Source organism: uncultured Ralstonia sp. (assembly GCA_913056305.1).
GTDB lineage: Bacteria > Pseudomonadota > Gammaproteobacteria > Burkholderiales > Burkholderiaceae > Ralstonia.
Genome location: CAJXMR010000098.1, coordinates 1 through 16,117, shown reverse-complemented (window position 1 = coordinate 16,117; position 16,117 = coordinate 1). Strand labels below are relative to the sequence as shown.

The window sequence follows — 16,117 nt, the reverse complement described above, 5'->3', positions numbered from 1 at the left end:
CCCTTGGTGATGCGCCAGGCCAGGCCCTCGGCGATGGCGGTCTTGCCGACGCCGGCCTCGCCCACCAGCAGCGGGTTGTTCTTGCGGCGGCGGCACAGCACCTGCACCACGCGCTCGACTTCCTGCTCGCGGCCGATCAGCGGATCGATCTTGCCTGCCTTGGCAAGACCATTCAGGTTCTGGGTGAATTGCTCCAGCGGGCTTTCCTTGCCGTCGCCGGCTTCGCCTTCCGGGTTGCCGTCGCCGTGCTTGGCGGGCTCGGCCTGGTCCTTGCGGATGCCGTGGCTGATGAAGTTGACAACATCCAGCCGGGTCACGCCCTGTTGCTGGAGGTAGTAGACCGCGTGGGAATCCTTCTCGCCGAAGATGGCGACCAGCACGTTGGCGCCCGTCACCTCCTTCTTGCCGTTGGAGGTGGACTGCACGTGCATGATGGCGCGCTGAATCACGCGCTGGAAGCCCAGCGTCGGCTGCGTGTCGACCTCATCCGTGCCCGGCACCACCGGGGTGTTGTCGGCGATGAAGTTCTTCAGGTGCGTGCGGAGGTCTTCGATGTTGGCCGCGCAGGCGCGCAGCACCTCCGCCGCCGTCGGGTTGTCCAGCAGCGCAAGCAGCAGGTGCTCCACCGTAATGAATTCGTGGCGGGCCTGGCGGGCTTCAACAAACGCCATGTGCAGGCTCACTTCCAGTTCTTGCGCGATCATGCTTCCTCCATCACGCACTGCAGCGGGTGGCCCGCCTGCCGTGCATGGGTTGATACCAATTCCACCTTCGTCGCGGCGATATCCCGGGTGTAGATACCGCACACGCCCCGCCCTTCCCGATGCACAGTCAGCATGATCTGCGTGGCTGTCTCCCGGTCTTTGCTGAAATATTGCTGAAGGATCATTACGACGAATTCCATCGGGGTGTAGTCGTCGTTGAGCAGCAGCACCTTGTACATCGCGGGCGGTTTGAGCGCTTGCTCTTTCCGCTCCAGTACGGTGCCCGCGTCGTGTTGTGGAGTGGTCGCTTGCCGGATTGCCATGGTCTTATTCTAACCACTCCTTTCGAGTTCGCAATTTGGGGAATTAACGCCGACTTCAAGTCCTGCAAACGGTTTGGCTTTGCACGTGTCCGTCGGCCCGCGCCTGTGAACCGATGCAATTGCACGCTCTAGGTCGGACTGCTGGCCGGCAGGCTGGTCGGCATGGCCGGGGCGCGGTTTTTCTGAGATGGGGTTGCCCGGGCAAAATTCGAGTGAAAGCTCTTCAAAACTGACCGTTTTTTGCCACAAACCCAGCTTCGGTAGCCTTGACAGGCTGTTGCATTCCTCGAACAATCGAATTCAGCATGTGCGCCTTACTGCCCCGCAAACGACGTGGCAGCGGGCCGCATGAATGGTGAGCCGGGGAGGCCTCACACCAGTCGACTACAGATCGACAACCGCTTCAGGCTGTGGCATCCGCCACAAGAAGACCGATCGCTGACGGCGCGGTTCCAGGACCGCGCTTTTCGTCGTGCATTGCGCGCGATGGTAGGGCGATAGCTGCGGTATCGCTCTGCTTTTGCCCGACCGGCATCGCATCCCCGCTCAGATTTGTGTTTCCAGAGAGAGGGGTTTTTATGGCAATCGGTACGGTCAAGTGGTTCAACGACGCAAAGGGTTTCGGCTTCATCTCGCCGGACGAGGGCGGTGAAGAGCTGTTCGCGCATTTCTCGGCCATCCAGATGGCTGGCTTCAAGACGCTCAAGGAAGGCCAGCGCGTCTCGTTCGAAGTGACGCAAGGCCCGAAGGGCAAGCAGGCCACCAACATCCAGGCAGCCTGAGTCGCGTCATGCGGCACCCTGCCCTTTGCGAGGGGGCCTGAATTGCAAAAACCCGGCGACATGCCGGGTTTTTTGTTGCCTGGGCGGACGACAATGGAGCGACGCTGCCATTCGCGCAACACGACGTTTCGCGCGATCAAGCCCTACCGCCCCCCCCCAAGGAGTCCCACATGAACTGCCGCCTGACCCTGACCGCCGCCTCCATCCTGCTTGCCACGCTGCTGCCGGCCGCCGCCCACGCCCAACTCGGTGACCTGATCAAAAGCGCCACGCAGGGCAGCAGCCAAGGCGCCACCAGCGGCCTCGGCGGGCTCGGCAATCTGGGTGGGATCGCCGGTGGAGCCGGTATGCCGTCGCTGTCATCGCTCACGTCCGGCAGTACTGGCAACGTGGCCGGGGTGCTGGAGTTCTGCGTCAAGAACAACTACCTGGGCGGCGCCAGCGGTGCGACATCGATCAAGGACAAACTGCTGGGCCAGCTCGGGGGCCAACCCGCTTCCGACGTCGGTTACGCCGACGGCACGAAGGGCATTCTGAGCGGGTCCGACGGCAGCCAGTTCGATCTGAGTGGCGACGGCCTCAAGAAGCAGATCACCAAACAAGTCTGCGACAAGATCCTGTCGCAGGGGAAATCGCTGCTGTAGCGCGCACCCAGGCAGACAAGGTCTACACTGGCCTGATCCCCCTGCCCTGAACTGCGAGGAGCGCCATGCTGGAAACCGCCGCGCTGGCTGCGGGCCTGTCCTGGACCAGCGGATTCCGTCTCTACCTGGCGGTGTTTGCCGCCGGCGTGCTGGGCCGGTCCGGCTGGCTGCACCTGCCGCCCGGGCTGCACATGCTGGAGTCTTGGTGGGTGATCGGGCTGGCCGGGGTGCTGGCCGTCGCCGAATTCCTGGCCGACAAGATCCCGGGCTTCGATTCCATCTGGGACGGCATCCAGACCTTCATCCGCATTCCCGCCGGGGCGATCCTGGCGGCGGCCGCGTTCGGGCAACTCGATCCGCAGTGGATGGTGGCGGCCGGATTGATCGGCGGCACGCTGGCGGGCACGGCGCATGCCACCAAGGCAGGCACGCGTGCGCTGATCAACGTGTCGCCGGAGCCGTTCTCGAACTGGGTGGCCTCGTTCAGCGAAGACATCGCCGCCAGCGGCGGGCTGCTGATGGCGTTCTTCCTGCCGATCGCGTTCCTGGTGGTGCTGGCGGTCTTGCTGGTGGTGGCCGTGTGGTTGTTGCCCAGGCTGTGGCGTGGCGTGCGGCGCCTGCGCAATGCGGTGACCGGTCGCTCAGCCGCAGCGCGTGAGCCGCCCCCGCCGGGATCAACCCACCTGCCGCATTAGCGCCCTAACCGAAGATGCGCAGCAACCCGAACAGCGTCAGGGCCAGCGCGCACGACCCGCCCGAGAACACCACCCGCCACACCCGGTGGTGCGGAATGAACCCCACGCCGCGCACCAGCCCCGCGCTCATCGCCCAGAACAGCAGCATGGCGAGGCCGTGATCAGCATGACCGGCCGCATTGGTCACGACGTACGGATAGACCGTGCCGACCGCCATGACGACGAGCCCGGCGGCCAAGCTGGCCGGATGGATGCGCGGTGCGTTGGATGCGCTCACGCGTGGTCCTCGTCTTTGAGGGCGCCGGCGGCGCGTGCATCGCTCACCTCGCCCCACATCGCGTTGAGCACGGCCAGCAGCACGGCAAAGCCGACGCCCAGGACCCAGCTGAAGTACCACATGGTGATGCCCTCCTTGGCTTGGTACGTCAGTACGCGGAATGCTCGTTGGCGTGGATGTGTTCGACCGTCACCTTGCCGCGCATCACCCGGTAGGCCCAGCCCGTGTAGAGCACGATGATGGGCGTGAAGATGAGCGCGACCCAGAACATCAGGCCGAGCGTGAAGTGGCTGGAGACGCTGTCCCACACGGTCAGGCTGGCCGCCGGCGTGCTGGACGACGGCAGCACGAATGGGAACATCGACGCGCCCGCTGTGGTGATGATGCCGGCCAGCGCCAGCGCCGAAGCCACGAATGCCACCAACGTGCGCCCTGCCCGCGCGAGCACCACCGCCAGCAACGCCCCCGCCACGCCCACCAGCGGCAGCAGCCACAGCAGCGGCTGCACCTGGTAGTTGCGCCACCACGCATCGGCGGCGCGCACGACGGTCTTCGCCATCGGGTTGGAGAGCCCGGCTGGGTTGATGGCCGAACTGATCGCATACCCTTCGATGCCGCCCCAGCGCAGCCATGCGCCCGCCGCCACGAAGGCGACCACGGCCACGATGGCGGCACCGGTGGCCGCCTTGGTGGCGCGCTGCTGGATCACGCCCTCGGTCCGGTGCGCGAGGTAGATGCCGCCGTGCATGGTGATCATCGCGCTCGACACCACGCCGGTCAGCAGCGCGAACGGGTTCAGCAGTTGCCAGAACGTGCCCGTGTACGTGACCACCATGAAGTTGTCGAAGTGGAACGGCACGCCCTGCAGCAGGTTGCCGAACGCCACCCCGAAGATCAGCGGCGGCACCGCACCGCCCACGAACAGGCCGATGTCCCACGCGCGGCGCCACGTCGCGTTGTGGAGCTTGCTGCGGTAGTCAAACCCGACCGGCCGGAAGAACAGCGCCCACAGCACGGCCAGCATCGCCCAGTAGAAGCCGCTGAAGGCGGTGGCATAGACCAGCGGCCACGCCGCGAAGATCGCCCCGCCGCCGGTGATGAACCAGACCTGGTTGCCGTCCCAGTGCGGGCCGACGGTGTTGATGATGACGCGGCGCTCGTCGTCGGTCTTGCCGACGAAGGGCAGCAGCGTGCCGACGCCCATGTCGTGCCCGTCCATGATGGCGAAGCCGATCAGCAGCACACCGATCAGCACCCACCAGATCACCTTGAGGGTTGGGTAGTCGAGCATGTCGTCCTCCTCAGGCGTGGACCGGTTCGAACTGGTAGCGACCGGTGCCGAGACTGCCGGGGCCCTGGCGCGCGAACTTGATCATCAAATACATCTCGACGATCAGCAGCAGCGTGTAGAAGCCCACGAAGCCCGCCAGCGATCCGTAGAGGCTGGCCTCGCTCAGCGTCGACACGCTCAGGTGCGTGGGCAGCACGCCGTAGATCGTCCACGGCTGGCGGCCGTATTCCGCCACGACCCAGCCGAGTTCCGCCGCAAGCCACGGCGCGGGCAGCATCCACAGCGCCCAGCGCAGCAGCCACGCCGGCGCCTTGCGCTGCGGCCGCAGCGTGGTCCAGAACGACAACCCGAACAGCGCCAGCATCAGGAAGCCCAGGCCAACCATCAGCCGGAAGCCCCAGAACATCGGCCACACGCGCGGCACGGTGTCATCGACGGCGCGGTCGATGATCTCGGGCGTGGCTTGCCGCACGTCGGCGATGTACTTCTTGAGCAGCAGGCCGAAGCCCATGTCTTGCTGATGGGCCTGCAGCATCTGACGCGCCGCCGCGTCATCGGGATGCTGGCGCAGCGTCTCCAGCGCCGCCACCGCCTCGATGCCGCTCACGATACGGCCGCGGTTGCGCGTCTTGATGTCGCGGATGCCCGGGATCTGCTTGGTGACGGAGCGCGTGCCGATCAGGCCCATCACCCACGGGATCTCGATCGCCCAGTCGTTCTTCTGTGCGCGCTGGTTGATCGACGCGATCATGTTGAAGCTGGCCGGCGCGGGCTCGGTCTCCCACATGGCCTCGATGGCGGCCATCTTGGTTTCCTGCGCTTCGCCGACGGTGTAGCCGGATTCATCGCCGAGCACGATCACCGAGCACACGCTGGCCAGGCCAAACGCCGCCGCCACGCGGAAGCTGCGCCGCGCAAACTCCACGTCGCGCCCGCGCAGCAGATACCAGCTCGAGATCGACAGCATGAACATCGCGCCCGTCACGTAGCCCGCCGACACCGTGTGCACGAACTTGGCCTGCGCCACGGGGTTGAAGACCACGGCCCAGAAGTCCTGCATCTCCATGCGCATGGTCTGCCAGTTGAACTCGGCGCCCACCGGGTTCTGCATCCAGCCATTGGCGATCAGGATCCACAGCGCGGAGAGGTTGGTGCCCACCGCCATGAGCGTCGTCACCAGCAGGTGCTGCGTCTTGGAGAGCCGATCCCACCCGAAGAAGAACAGGCCGATGAAGGTCGATTCCAGGAAGAACGCCATCAACCCCTCGATGGCCAGCGGCGCCCCGAAGATGTCGCCCACATAGTGCGAGTAGTACGCCCAGTTGGTGCCGAACTGGAATTCGAGCGTGATGCCGGTGGTCACGCCCAGCGCGAAGTTGATGCCGAACAGCTTGCCCCAGAAGCGCGTCATGTCCTTCCAGATGACCTTGTTGGTCATCACGTAGACGCTCTCCATGATCACCAGCAGCCAGACCATGCCCAGCGTGAGCGGCACGAACAGGAAGTGGTACAACGCCGTCGCCGCGAATTGCAGCCTGGATAGATCGACCAAGTGCTCGGATATCACGGATGCCCTCCCTGCTGCGCTGGTGGTGTCACGCCAAACCGATCAGCGGCCCGCTCGGCATCGACCGGCACCCGGTGGTCCCGCACGAACACCCACCACAGCGCAGCCAGCACCGCCACCTTGAGGGTGACGATGACGAGCAGATGGCGGACGAGTCGGCGATCGTTGGGGCTCACGGGGTCGGACGGGTGCGGGGGCGCGCCAGTGCCATCGGCGGGGCTTCCTGCCGATGGTACAGAAAGTCACATGTGAGCCAGTCTAGTCAGCGTTGGGGTGGGTGACAAAGGTTTCCTGAGGGGATTTGTGAGGCATTGGGGGCTTAGTCACGACACAGCCTCCAACCCTGACATCGAACCGTGAGGTATCGCGGCGCGACAACGCTTGACCTTCCCAAGGGGGAAGGTCAAGACTCACGCGCATCGCACTAAGACTGCTACCATCGCGCCACCACCGAGACCCCACGTGCGCCGCTCTCCGCGCCGGCTTTGGCTAGCTGGCTTCCTTGTCCTGACGTTCCTGACCGTGCAACTGGCAGCGGCGGCCTACGCCTGCGCCGGCGGCCGGTTCGCCGTCACGCCGGCGATGGACATGGGCGCGATGGAGGGCATGGCGGACATGGCCGATATGGCCGAGTCGTGCCCCGAGATGGCGAAGCGCGCGCCGCAGGACGCGGGCCAGCACGACGGCCTGTGCCTGGAACATTGCCAGGCCGGCACCAAGACAGCGGACCATGTCTCGCCGCAAATCCCGGCCTTCCTGCCCGTCCTACTCGGGCAGATCGAGCCGACGCCGATTGCCACGCTGGTGCCGCTCTCCCTGGCGCAAGGCGAGGCGATCGCGCGGGCGCCGCCCCCGCCGCACGCCATCCTCCACTGCTGTTTCCGAACTTAGCCTCCGAAGCAACGCACGCCTCATGCCCTGCCGCCTGCGCGGCGGGGTGATCGTTGCCATCCGGAGGTTCTATGTCTTTGCGTTGTTCCCCACGCGGTGGGCGCTGGCTTGCGCTCGCCGCCGTCCTGATCGTCGGCAGTCGATTGGCGTACGGCCAGCCTGCCGACACGCTCTCGCTGCAAGAAGCCGTCGGCCTTGCGTCGGCCCGCTCTGCCGATGCGGAAACATCCCGCGCGCCCATCCAGGCGGCCAACGAGATGGCCGTCGCGGCGGGCCAGTTGCCCGACCCGGTGCTCAAGCTCGGTCTCGACAATGTCCCGCTCAACAAATCCGACCAGTTCTCCCTCACGCGGGATTCCATGACCCAGCGGTCCATCAGCGTGATGCAGGAGTTCACGCGCGCCAACAAGCGCCGCGCCAAGGCGGACCGCTACGCCGCTGAAGCCGATGCGGCCGAGGCGCGGCGCAACGTTGGCTTGGCCGACGTGCAGCGCAACGCCGTCGCCGCGTGGCTCGACCGCTGGTATGCGGAGCAGACCGACGTCCTGCTCGGCCATCACGGGCATCCGCTCGACTTGGCGCGCCAGGCGGCGATGGCCGCGTATCGGAGCGGACGCGGCACGCGCGCCGACGTGCTGGCCGCCGATCTGGAAGTCCAGAAACTGCACGACCGCCAGGACGAGAACCGCACCGCGATCGAGATGGCGACGGTGAACCTGGAGCGCTGGATCGGCCCAGCCGCACGCCGTCCGCTGGGCGATCGTCCACCGCTGGAGGTGCCCGCGTCCACGCAGCGTCTTGCGACCGATGCATTCGACGCCGTGCCCGAAGTGGCCGCTGCCCAACGCGACGTGGCGCTGGCCGAAACGGAAATCCGCGCGGCAGCGCAAGCCAAGAAGCCGGACGTGACGGTCGAGTTGACGTACAGCCAGCGCGGCTCCGCGTATTCGAACATGGGTTCGCTGAACATCAGCTTCCCGGTGCCGTGGGACCAGGGCCACCGGCAAGACCGCGAGGTGGCGGCCAAGCTGGCCCAGGCACAGGAAGCGCGTGCCAAATCGGAAGTCCTGCGGCGCAACACGCAGGCCCTGGTCGCGACCCGGCTGGCCGAGCTGCGGCGCAATCTGGACCGCCTCAAGCGCTATGACGAGACGACGCTGCCGCTGGCGAACGCACAGGCAGATGCGGCCCTGACGGCGTATCGCGCCAACGCGGGCTCGCTCTCCGCCGTGGCCGAGGCCAACCACCGCGCCATCGACTCCGTGCAGGAACGTCTGGCGCTGGAAGCGAAAACCGCCAAGCTCTGGGCCGACCTCGCCTTCCTGGTGCCGCTGCCTACCGCGCAAACCGAACCCGCTACCGGGAGCATGCAATGAACAAGACCCTCATCGCCACGGTGGCAGGCGCACTGTTGATCGGCGCGGCGGCCTATGGCGGCTATCGTATCGGCCTGTCGCGCGGCACGCAGCCCGCTCAAGCCGCGACTTCCATGTCGAGCGCGGCCGGCCCGCAAGCCGGTGACGGCGCCCCGCAAACCGGCAAGAAGGTGCTGTACTGGCATGACCCGATGGTGCCCGGCCAGCGCTTTGACAAGCCCGGCAAATCGCCCTTCATGGATATGCAGCTCGTGCCTGTCTACGCGGACGGCAAGGGGGACGATGGGGCCGGCAGCGGCGTTGCCATCGACGGCCGCGTCGCGCAGAACCTTGGCATCCGCACTGCTGAAGTCCAGCCGGGCCACCTGGGCACCGTGCTGGAGGCGCCGGGCAACGTGGCCATAGACGAGCGCAGCGTGCAGGTCATCCAGGCGCGTACGAGTGCGTTCGTGCAGCAGGTGTCGGTGCGTGCGACGCTCGATCCGGTGCAGCGCGGGCAGACGCTGGTGTCGCTGTACTCGCCGGAGTGGGTGGCGGCGCAGGAGGAGTATCTGGCGGTATCTGCCCAAACTTCGCGGCAGGCTGCGCATGGTCAATCCGATCTGGCTGGTGCGGCCAAGGCGCGCATGCTGCAGGCCGGCATGACGCCGGGGCAGATTGGCGCCGTCACTGCTTCGGGCAAGCTGCAGCCGGGCCTGGCCATCACCAGCCCGATCGATGGCTTCGTCACGGAAGTCGCCGTGCGCAACGGCATGACGGTCACGCCCGGCATGACGCTGTTCCGGCTGGCCGATCTCAGCCGGGTCTGGGTCATCGCGGAAGTGCCGGAAGCGCAGATGCGGTCGGTCGCGCCCGGTGCGCCGGTCAAGGTGTCGGCCGCTGGGCTGACGGAACCGGCCGCGGGCAAGGTTGACGCCATCCTGCCCGACGTGAATGCGGCCACGCGCACGATCAAGGTCCGCATCGTGCTGCCCAACCCGGGCAAGCGCCTCGTGCCGGGCATGTTCGCCACCGTGCGGTTCGACGGCGGGCAGGAGAAGGCGGCATTGCTGATCCCGTCCGAGGCGGTCATCCGCACCGGCCAGCGCAGCGTCGTGATGGTGGATGACGGCAAGGCGGGCTTCGTGCCCACCGAGATCCAGACCGGCCACGAAGCCGACGGCCGCATCGAGGTGCTGCAGGGCTTGCAGGCCGGGCAGAAGGTCGTCACCTCCGGCCAGTTCCTGATCGATTCCGAGGCCAGCCTGCGCGGCACCACCGAGCGGCTGACGGCGCCATCTGCAGCTTCGGCGCCCGCTGCCGCCACCACCGAGCACGAAGGCACCGGCCGGATCGAAGCCGTGACCAGCGAAGGGCTCACGCTCTCACACGGGCCGATCGCGTCGCTGCAATGGGGTGCCATGACGATGGACTTTGCCGCGCCGCCCTCCGGTCTGCCGAAAGGCCTGAAGCCCGGTGACCGCGTGCGCTTCCGCTTCCATCTGGACAAGGATGGCCTCGCAGTCCTGTCGTCGGTGGAACCGGCCGCTGACGGCGCAGGAGGCAAGCCATGATCGCGCGCCTGATCTTCGCTTCTATCCGCAACCGCTTCCTGGTGCTGCTGGCCACCGCCCTGCTGACGGCGTGGGGGTTGTGGGCGGTGCGCAGCACGCCGCTCGACGCGTTGCCGGACCTGTCCGACGTGCAGGTCATCATCCGCACGCCCTTCCCCGGCCAGGCGCCGCAGATCGTCGAGAACCAGGTCACCTACCCGCTCACCACCACGATGCTGTCGGTGCCGGGCGCCAAGACGGTGCGCGGCTATTCGTTCTTCGGGGATTCCTTCGTCTACGTGCTGTTCGAGGACGGGACCGACCTGTACTGGGCGCGCTCGCGCGTGCTGGAGTACCTGAACCAGGTGCAGTCGCGCTTGCCGGCGGCGGCCAAGCCAGCGCTGGGGCCGGATGCAACGGGCGTGGGCTGGGTCTATGAATACGCGTTGGTCGACAAGACCGGCCACCACGACCTGGCCCAACTGCGCGCGCTGCAGGACTGGTTCCTGCGCTTCGAGCTGAAGGCGCTGCCCAACGTGGCGGAAGTCGCGTCGGTAGGCGGCATGGTCAAGCAGTTCCAGGTGGTGCTGCAGCCGGACAAGCTGCGCGCGTTCAACCTGTCGCAGGCCAAGGTGCTGGCTGCCCTCAAGGGCGCCAACCAGGAAACCGGTGGCTCCGTGCTGGAGCTGGGCGAGGCCGAGTACGTGGTGCGCGCCAGCGGCTACCTGAAGACGCTCGACGATTTCCGGCAGATTCCGCTGGCGACGAGCGACGCCGGCATCGCCGTGCGGCTGGGCGACGTCGCCACCGTCCAGCTCGGGCCCGAATTGCGGCGCGGCATTGCCGAGCTGGACGGCCAGGGCGAGGTGGCCGGCGGCGTGATCGTGATGCGCTCCGGCAAGAACGCGCTGGAGACCATCGACGCCGTCAAGACCAAGCTCGCCACGCTGCAGAAGAGCCTGCCGGCGGGCGTGGAGATCGAACAGGTCTACAACCGCTCCGCGCTCATCCACCGCGCGGTGGACAACCTCACGCACAAGCTGATCGAGGAGTTCATCGTGGTTGCGCTGGTGTGCGTGGTGTTCCTGTTCCACCTGCGGTCTGCGCTGGTGGCGATCGTCTCGCTGCCGCTGGGCGTGCTGGCGGCGTTCCTGGTGATGCGCTACCAGGGCGTGAACGCCAACATCATGTCGCTGGGCGGCATCGCCATTGCGGTGGGCGCGATGGTGGATGCAGCCGTGGTGATGATCGAGAACGCGCACAAGCATCTGGAGCGCTGGCACGAGGTGCATCCGGGGCGTGACCTGACCGGGCACGAGCGCTGGGGCGTCATCGGCGAAGCGGCTGCGGAGGTGGGGCCGGCGCTGTTCTTCTCGCTGCTGATCATTACCCTGTCGTTCATCCCGGTGTTCACGCTGGAGGCGCAGGAGGGACGGCTGTTCTCGCCATTGGCGTTTACCAAGACGTATTCGATGGCGGCGGCGGCCGGGCTGTCGGTCACGCTGGTGCCGGTGCTGATGGGCTACCTGATTCGCGGGCGCATTCCGAGCGAGCAATCGAACCCGCTCAGCCGCTGGCTGATCCGCCTGTATCAGCCGGTGCTGGCCCGCGTGCTGGCGTACCCAAAGGCAACGGTGGCGATTGCCCTCGTGCTGCTGGCGGCCACCGCCTGGCCGATCCTGCGCACCGGCGGCGAGTTCATGCCGCCGCTGGATGAGGGCGATCTGCTCTACATGCCGTCGGCGCTGCCGGGGTTGTCGGCTGGGAAGGCGGCACAGTTACTGCAACAGACCGACCGTCTGATCAAGACCGTGCCCGAGGTTGCCACCGTGTTCGGCAAGGCCGGCCGCGCCGACACCGCCACCGACCCCGCGCCCCTGGAGATGTTCGAGACCACCATCCAGTTCAAGCCGCGCGACCAGTGGCGGCCCGGCATGACGCCCGACAAGCTGGTCGACGAGCTGGACCGCGTGGTCAAGGTGCCGGGCCTGTCCAACATCTGGGTGCCGCCCATCCGCAACCGCATCGACATGCTGGCCACCGGCATCAAGAGCCCGGTCGGCATCAAGGTGGCCGGCGCGGACCTGCAGCAGATCGACCGGCTCACCACGCAGATCGAGGCGGCAGTCAAGGCGGTGCCCGGCGTCACCTCCGCGCTGGCGGAGCGGCTTTCCGGCGGGCGCTATATCGACGTCGACATCAACCGCACGACTGCTGGCCGCTACGGCCTGAACATCGAGGACGTGCAAGGCATCGTGGCCTCGGCCATCGGCGGCGACAACGTCGGTGAAGTGGTGGACGGGCTGGCGCGCTTCCCGATCAACCTGCGCTATCCGCGCGACTATAGGGATTCCGTCGAGCAACTGCGCCGCCTGCCCATCGTGACCGACCGGGGCGCGCAGATCGTGCTGTCCGATGTGGCCGACATCCGCGTCGTGCCCGGGCCGCCGATGCTGCGCAGCGAGAACGCGCGGCTCTCCGGCTGGGTGTACGTGGACATTCGCGGGCGCGACCTGCGCTCGGCGGTGCACGACATGCAGACGGCGGTGGCCGAGGCGGTCCCGATGCCGGCTGGCTACGCGCTCAGTTGGTCCGGCCAGTTCGAGTACCTGGAGCGCGCCAGCGCCAAGCTCCAGGTGGTGGTGCCGTTCACGCTGCTGATCATCTTCGTGCTGCTGTACCTCGTGTTCGGCCGCATCGACGAGGCGCTGCTGATCATGGGCACGCTGCCGCTGGCGCTGATCGGCGGGTTCTGGCTGCTGTACTTGCTGGGCTACAACCTGTCGGTGGCGGGCGTGGTCGGCTTCATTGCGCTGGCGGGCGTGGCGGCGGAGTTCGGCGTGATCATGCTGCTCTATCTCAAGCAGGCTTGGGATCAGCGGCAGGAACGCGGCCAGACCGGCACCGACGCCCTGCTCGACGCCATCCAGGAAGGCGCCGTGCTGCGCGTGCGCCCGAAGGCCATGACGGTGGCCGTGATCCTGGCCGGCCTGATCCCGATCATGTGGTCGCACGGCACCGGCTCTGAAGTCATGCAGCGCATCGCCGCGCCGATGGTCGGCGGCATGGTGACGGCGCCCCTGCTCTCGCTGTTTGTCGTTCCCGCCGTGTACCTGCTATTGCGCAGGCGCGGCGTATCACCCTCTTCCCAACCCCACGTTCAACACGAGGTCTCACGATGAAGTACGCATCCGCTCTGGCTTTCACCCTGGCGCTGGCCGCCTCGCCCCTGGCATTGGCTGCCACCCCAATGGAAGGCATGGACATGAAGCCGGCCGCTCAGGCCAATCAGTCCCATCAAGCACCCAAACCTGTCGCGGCGGAAGTCCGCAAGGTCTACCCCGACACCGGCAAGGTCACGCTCAAGCACGGCGCCATCGACAACCTCGGCATGGGCGCAATGACGATGACCTTTGCCGTCAAGGACAAGACATCGCTGAAGAACTTCAAGGAAGGCGATGCCGTGATGGCGACGTTCGATGCGGTGGATGGCCAGCCGACGGTGGTCGACCTGCGTCGGCAGTAAGCGAGCGAGCAAGAAAAAACCCCGGCCAGCCGAAGCCGCCGGGGGTTTTTTGCCTCACGACCGAGGCAGTGCGCCCCGGCCCGCCAGCGGCGGGTGACGTTCGCAGGCCGGCGAGCTTCAGTGCTGCGGCCTTTTCATGGCCTCGGACTCTTTCGCGGCGTTCCGTTCTTCGCTGGCTTCAATCGACTCCATTGCCTCGTCAATAGAGGAGGCGGCGCGCTCGATTTCGGCTCTCTCTTGATCGACGAATGCGTCCGACTCTTCTTGCTCGCCGGGAGGAGGCTCCAGCATATCTTTCAGCATCGCATCCAACTCGGGCGTGTCCCATGGCTCGCCGCGGTGCGTCTTGAGCTTGATGTAGTGACGAATCTCAGCATCTTGTTCTGGGGTCAATGGTAGCCCGCGAAAAGTGCTCTTTGGGTCGGCCTCGGGCATGACGTTTCTCCCGTACTGAGTGCGTTTTCAGTGTAGGCCGGGCTCTGCGGGAGAGTCTGGCGACTCATGAAATCCTCCCTCACTAAAATCCCCAGAGGTCACTTATCCACCAGGGCACGCCGGGCGGACATTGGCGCCGGACATCGGCCGATTGTGATTTATAGTTATGCCCTTGCTCTGACGAAGCAGCGGTCACTACACTCGACGCCATCGCTTTCAGTGCCATAGAGAAAGCGATCGAGGCCTGGAAACCTCGTAAGCAACGGGCAAGCGCCGCGCACAGGCGCTTGTCCTCAATCACTATGGCTTGGCTTCGTCTCCCTCTTGGGGCGGGCCAGGCATGAGCGGTTTCGGCCGCGCCGATTGTTGCTTATCGGTTTTCCAGCTTGCCTGTGCTCGCCCACCCTCTCCCTCAGGGTTGGGCGCGCTTCCATTCATCATGTGAAAGGAAAGCCCGATGACCCGCTCGATCTCCAAATCCACCGATTCCCCGGCTGGCGACGCGCTTAGCGAATATCAGAAAGGTGTTCTGTCCGCGCGTGCATGCCTGCGTGCGATGTTCAGCCGGAACGCCACCGAAAACGCGCGCGCCGCGCGCGCGGCGGATGCGCCGGAACGTCCAGACCCACAACGTTGAGTTTATGAGCGGGCCAGGCGCATGGGGCCTACTGGTGCCGATGTTGCAGCGTCGGCGCCGGGGGCTTGTCTGGCTCGTCCGCCTTTTGCCTATGGGCCTGTCAGTCTCTGAGGGTCGAGCTTCAGTGTTAAACACTCGAACACCACCCTTTGAGGGTCACGCGTCAGCCTCAAAGACTGGCGAGCCAGCCTCTGAGGCTCGCGCTTCAGTGTCAAACACTAGAGCATCACCCTTTGAGGGTCATGCATCAGCCTCAGACACTCACACTTCACGGTTTGGCCTTCGCACGCCATGGTCGGAGGCTCGCGTGCCACCGTTTGAGAGTGGCAGGTCTCCGCTGCCCGGTTCGTTCCTGATACAAAAAACCCTGGCTAGCCGAAGCTGCCGGGGTTTTTGCGTCACGGCTGAAGCCACGATCCGTGCATGTCGACATCGAAGTCAGGAACGAAACGAATGCCCAGCAATGTCAGAAGACGATGTTGTTTGCGGTTTCTTTGTTGCGGCGTCCGCTTGCTCTCTCAATCAGGTAAGCGAATTTGGCAAATGGCTGGGCATCCACCCGACAACAACCTGCTCGGACTCTTCGTCCCAGAAAAAGTAGATGCGCAAGAAGTAGCGCTCATCACGTCCACCACCTTTTTCCAAGTGCCATTCAAGCGTGCGCTTTTCTCCATTGCTGCCCCAAGGAACCTCATAGGCCGACGAGTATTTGGTGAATGTCGTTTCCCCGCCGGAGCGCGATATCGGTTTGATGCTCAGCGCTTCACGCCTCCGTTCGAATAGGTCCTCCTCAACAGCAAACTCAGGCACGGTTTGCGACGTCGACGGCAAGAGGGCTCCTAGCCGGCGGTGATTCTGAATCCAGTTGAGAACAATTTTCCTAGCAGCAGCGTAGCGTGCAACCGCATCTCCATTTCCTGCCAGTTCGCATACCAACTGGCCCACCTGCATCGTTCTTGGTCTAGCGTTCGCAACACTAACCACCGGCTCCCCAGAAACTACGCTAGCAACGTCGGCCATCTCCCCCTCCCGGACAAACTGAATGTTGTACTTAGCGGCTGCCTCCGTTTTTCCTTACCCCCCACAAGAAGTGACGTGGCGGACAAGGTGTAGCGGACTGTGTTACAGCATATTAAAAAGCGGGCGTGTGGTGTTCGAACTCCCTCTCAAGGGGGGTGAACTTGCCTGTGACGACATAAGACAAAAAAACCCCGGCCAGCCGAAGCTGCCGGGGTTTTTCCTTGCCTCACGGCCGAAGCCGCGCGCAACGTGCTTACATGTTGTCGATCATCACCTGACCGAAGCCCGAGCACGACACTTGCGTCGCGCCTTCCAGCAGGCGGGCGAAGTCATACGTGACCTTCTTCGACAGGATCGACTTCTCGATCGACGAGATGATCAGGTCAGCGGCTTCCGTCCAGCCCATGTGACGCAGCA

At 65.5% G+C, this 16,117-nt stretch carries 18 protein-coding genes and 1 pseudogene; 9 read left to right on the top strand and 10 right to left on the bottom strand.

The annotated features are described in order from the left end of the window. The coding region (locus tag QZ609_RS15665) for a Clp protease N-terminal domain-containing protein (RefSeq protein WP_295496650.1) at positions 1–704 on the bottom strand (704 nt) is incomplete at its 3' end. Continuing rightward, positions 701–1,027 carry an ATP-dependent Clp protease adapter ClpS gene (gene clpS / locus QZ609_RS15660; protein WP_011002382.1) on the bottom strand — a complete coding sequence of 109 codons (327 nt, stop codon included), beginning with the start codon at positions 1,025–1,027 and terminating at the stop codon, positions 701–703. The genes clpS and QZ609_RS15665, both read right to left, overlap by 4 nt. Positions 1,028–1,605: 578 nt before the next feature. On the opposite strand from clpS, the gene QZ609_RS15655 reads away from it, so the two are divergent. The 3 genes from QZ609_RS15655 (at position 1,606) to QZ609_RS15645 (ending at position 3,148) form a co-directional block, all read left to right on the top strand. Continuing rightward, positions 1,606–1,809: a cold-shock protein gene (locus QZ609_RS15655; RefSeq protein WP_295496637.1), complete on the top strand. Its 204-nt coding sequence runs from the start codon at positions 1,606–1,608 to the stop codon at positions 1,807–1,809. A gap of 170 nt (positions 1,810–1,979) precedes the next feature. Continuing rightward, positions 1,980–2,453, top strand: coding sequence for a DUF2501 domain-containing protein (locus tag QZ609_RS15650; RefSeq protein ID WP_295496634.1), 474 nt, complete (start codon positions 1,980–1,982; stop codon positions 2,451–2,453). Positions 2,454–2,518: 65 nt separating this feature from the next. Continuing rightward, entirely contained in the window at positions 2,519–3,148 is a 630-nt protein-coding gene (locus tag QZ609_RS15645; RefSeq protein WP_295496631.1) for a DUF4126 domain-containing protein, read from the top strand. Positions 3,149–3,152: 4 nt separating this feature from the next. On the opposite strand, the gene QZ609_RS15640 is transcribed toward QZ609_RS15645, so the two are convergent. Genes QZ609_RS15640 through cydP form a run of 5 tightly spaced genes read right to left on the bottom strand, consistent with a single transcriptional unit; the run spans position 3,153 to position 6,459 of the window. Continuing rightward, on the bottom strand, positions 3,153–3,425 hold the full coding sequence (locus QZ609_RS15640; RefSeq protein ID WP_295496628.1) for a cyd operon YbgE family protein: 273 nt from the start codon (positions 3,423–3,425) through the stop codon (positions 3,153–3,155). Beyond that, on the bottom strand, positions 3,422–3,547 hold the full coding sequence (gene cydX, locus QZ609_RS15635; protein WP_295496625.1) for a cytochrome bd-I oxidase subunit CydX: 126 nt from the start codon (positions 3,545–3,547) through the stop codon (positions 3,422–3,424). The genes QZ609_RS15640 and cydX overlap by 4 nt, the downstream gene beginning before the upstream one ends. A gap of 26 nt (positions 3,548–3,573) precedes the next feature. Then, complete coding sequence (gene cydB / locus QZ609_RS15630; RefSeq protein ID WP_295496622.1) at positions 3,574–4,716, bottom strand: cytochrome d ubiquinol oxidase subunit II; 1,143 nt, start codon at positions 4,714–4,716, stop codon at positions 3,574–3,576. Between the two features lie 10 nt (positions 4,717–4,726). Next, a complete protein-coding gene (locus QZ609_RS15625; protein ID WP_295496619.1) occupies positions 4,727–6,283 on the bottom strand; it encodes a cytochrome ubiquinol oxidase subunit I in 1,557 nt (518 codons plus the stop codon). Further along, complete coding sequence (gene cydP, locus QZ609_RS15620; protein WP_295496616.1) at positions 6,280–6,459, bottom strand: cytochrome oxidase putative small subunit CydP; 180 nt, start codon at positions 6,457–6,459, stop codon at positions 6,280–6,282. The genes QZ609_RS15625 and cydP overlap by 4 nt, the downstream gene beginning before the upstream one ends. A 286-nt stretch (positions 6,460–6,745) precedes the next feature. On the opposite strand from cydP, the gene QZ609_RS15615 reads away from it, so the two are divergent. The 5 genes from QZ609_RS15615 (at position 6,746) to QZ609_RS15595 (ending at position 13,608) form a co-directional block, all read left to right on the top strand. After that, a complete protein-coding gene (locus QZ609_RS15615) occupies positions 6,746–7,174 on the top strand; it encodes a copper resistance protein (protein WP_295496613.1) in 429 nt (142 codons plus the stop codon). A 71-nt stretch (positions 7,175–7,245) separates the two neighbouring features. Next, entirely contained in the window at positions 7,246–8,550 is a 1,305-nt protein-coding gene (locus QZ609_RS15610; RefSeq protein ID WP_295496610.1) for a TolC family protein, read from the top strand. After that, positions 8,547–10,103, top strand: a complete 1,557-nt coding sequence (locus QZ609_RS15605; RefSeq protein WP_295496607.1) for an efflux RND transporter periplasmic adaptor subunit — start codon at positions 8,547–8,549, stop codon at positions 10,101–10,103. The genes QZ609_RS15610 and QZ609_RS15605 overlap by 4 nt, the downstream gene beginning before the upstream one ends. Beyond that, positions 10,100–13,264 carry an efflux RND transporter permease subunit gene (locus tag QZ609_RS15600; protein WP_295496604.1) on the top strand — a complete coding sequence of 1,055 codons (3,165 nt, stop codon included), beginning with the start codon at positions 10,100–10,102 and terminating at the stop codon, positions 13,262–13,264. Before QZ609_RS15605 ends, QZ609_RS15600 begins: the two co-directional genes overlap by 4 nt. Further along, on the top strand, positions 13,261–13,608 hold the full coding sequence (locus QZ609_RS15595) for a copper-binding protein (RefSeq protein ID WP_295496601.1): 348 nt from the start codon (positions 13,261–13,263) through the stop codon (positions 13,606–13,608). Before QZ609_RS15600 ends, QZ609_RS15595 begins: the two co-directional genes overlap by 4 nt. A 117-nt stretch (positions 13,609–13,725) precedes the next feature. Here the strand turns inward: QZ609_RS15595 and QZ609_RS15590 are convergent, their stop codons facing one another. Beyond that, on the bottom strand, positions 13,726–14,043 hold the full coding sequence (locus QZ609_RS15590) for a hypothetical protein (RefSeq protein ID WP_295496598.1): 318 nt from the start codon (positions 14,041–14,043) through the stop codon (positions 13,726–13,728). Positions 14,044–14,500: 457 nt separating this feature from the next. Between QZ609_RS15590 and QZ609_RS15585 the strand changes: the two genes are divergently transcribed. Further along, positions 14,501–14,680: a hypothetical protein gene (locus tag QZ609_RS15585; RefSeq protein ID WP_295496595.1), complete on the top strand. Its 180-nt coding sequence runs from the start codon at positions 14,501–14,503 to the stop codon at positions 14,678–14,680. Positions 14,681–15,202: 522 nt separating this feature from the next. Here the strand turns inward: QZ609_RS15585 and QZ609_RS15580 are convergent. Continuing rightward, complete coding sequence (locus tag QZ609_RS15580) at positions 15,203–15,700, bottom strand: hypothetical protein (protein ID WP_295496592.1); 498 nt, start codon at positions 15,698–15,700, stop codon at positions 15,203–15,205. Positions 15,701–15,953: 253 nt separating this feature from the next. Further along, positions 15,954–16,117, bottom strand: a pseudogene (locus tag QZ609_RS15575) (isocitrate/isopropylmalate family dehydrogenase); the annotation flags it as partial.